Annotated in this window: 2 protein-coding genes; one reads left to right on the top strand and one right to left on the bottom strand. The window is 45.0% G+C overall.

Annotation, left to right across the window (positions count from 1 at the left end; translation table 11 throughout):
• The first annotated feature begins 192 nt into the window (after nt 1-192).
• Nucleotides 193-1,008, top strand: coding sequence for an APH(3')-I family aminoglycoside O-phosphotransferase (locus FTV13_RS15445; protein ID WP_000018323.1), 816 nt, complete (start codon nt 193-195; stop codon nt 1,006-1,008).
• A gap of 136 nt (nt 1,009-1,144) precedes the next feature.
• On the opposite strand, the gene FTV13_RS15440 is transcribed toward FTV13_RS15445, so the two are convergent.
• A complete protein-coding gene (locus FTV13_RS15440) occupies nt 1,145-1,546 on the bottom strand; it encodes a LysR substrate-binding domain-containing protein (RefSeq protein ID WP_001183556.1) in 402 nt (133 codons plus the stop codon).
• Nucleotides 1,547-1,659: the final 113 nt, after the last annotated feature.

Genomic DNA, 1,659 nt, shown 5'->3' with positions numbered 1-1,659 from the left:
GTACCAGCGTACGGCCCACAGAATGATGTCACGCTGAAAATGCCGGCCTTTGAATGGGTTCATGTGCAGCTCCATCAGCAAAAGGGGATGATAAGTTTATCACCACCGACTATTTGCAACAGTGCCGATAAAAATATATCATCATGAACAATAAAACTGTCTGCTTACATAAACAGTAATACAAGGGGTGTTATGAGCCATATTCAACGGGAAACGTCTTGCTCGAGGCCGCGATTAAATTCCAACCTGGATGCTGATTTATATGGGTATAGATGGGCTCGCGATAATGTCGGGCAATCAGGTGCGACAATCTATCGATTGTATGGGAAGCCCGATGCGCCAGAGTTGTTTCTGAAACATGGCAAAGGTAGCGTTGCCAATGATGTTACAGATGAGATGGTCAGACTAAACTGGCTGACGGCATTTATGCCTCTTCCGACCATCAAGCATTTTATCCGTACTCCTGATGATGCATGGTTACTCACCACTGCGATCCCCGGGAAAACAGCATTCCAGGTATTAGAAGAATATCCTGATTCAGGTGAAAATATTGTTGATGCGCTGGCAGCGTTCCTGCGCCGGTTGCATTCGATTCCTGTTTGTAATTGTCCTTTTAACAGCGATCGCGCATTTCGTCTCGCTCAGGCGCAATCACGAATGAATAACGGTTTGGTTGATGCGAGTGATTTTGATGACGAGCGTAATGGCTGGCCTGTTGAACAAGTCTGGAAAGAAATGCATAAGCTTTTGCCATTCTCACCGGATTCAGTCGTCACTCATGGTGATTTCTCACTTGATAACCTTATTTTTGACGAGGGGAAATTAATAGGTTGTATTGATGTTGGACGAGTCGGAATCGCAGACCGATACCAGGATCTTGCCATCCTATGGAACTGCCTCGGTGAGTTTTCTCCTTCATTACAGAAACGGCTTTTTCAAAAATATGGTATTGATAATCCTGATATGAATAAATTGCAGTTTCATTTGATGCTCGATGAGTTTTTCTAATCAGAATTGGTTAATTGGTTGTAACACTGGCAGAGCATTACGCTGACTTGACGGGACGGCGCTTCCCTACCCTCATGGCCGCCTCCCAGGAATCGACCCAGGTGCTTATCGTGGACATAATCCTTTACTCATAAATTTATCTTATTCCATTATTGTACCTGTCACGCAAAACTTGCAGAAAAGCCATAAACGCAGGAGAATCCTGTCGGCGGTGAGGATAATAAATATGGTAGCCGTCAAAATATGGACACCACTCGGTCAGAACAGCAATCAGCTTGCCGCTTTTGATATATCCATCTGCAACATACTCGGGAATATAGGCAATCCCCAGCCCGTCTAATGCTGCATCGAGCTGATGAATCGTGCTGTTCGCAATATATTGCCCTTTGACTTTCAGACTGAATTTCTGAGCATCTTTCTCGAATTCCCAGGCGTACAATCCACTCGTATCAGAATAGCGGACGTTAATGCAGTTGTGGTTCAAAAGATCCTGCGGCTTCCTGGGCTTAGCATAACGCTTAAAATGGCACTGTTGCAAAGTTAGCGATGAGGCAGCCTTTTGTCTTATTCAAAGGCCTTACATTTCAAAAACTCTGCTTACCAGGCGCATTTCGCCCAGGGGATCACCATAATAAAATGCTGAGGCCTGGC

The organism is Acinetobacter sp. YH12235 (genome assembly GCF_013417705.1).
Lineage (GTDB): Bacteria > Pseudomonadota > Gammaproteobacteria > Pseudomonadales > Moraxellaceae > Acinetobacter.
This window is presented reverse-complemented; position numbering and strand designations above follow the sequence as displayed.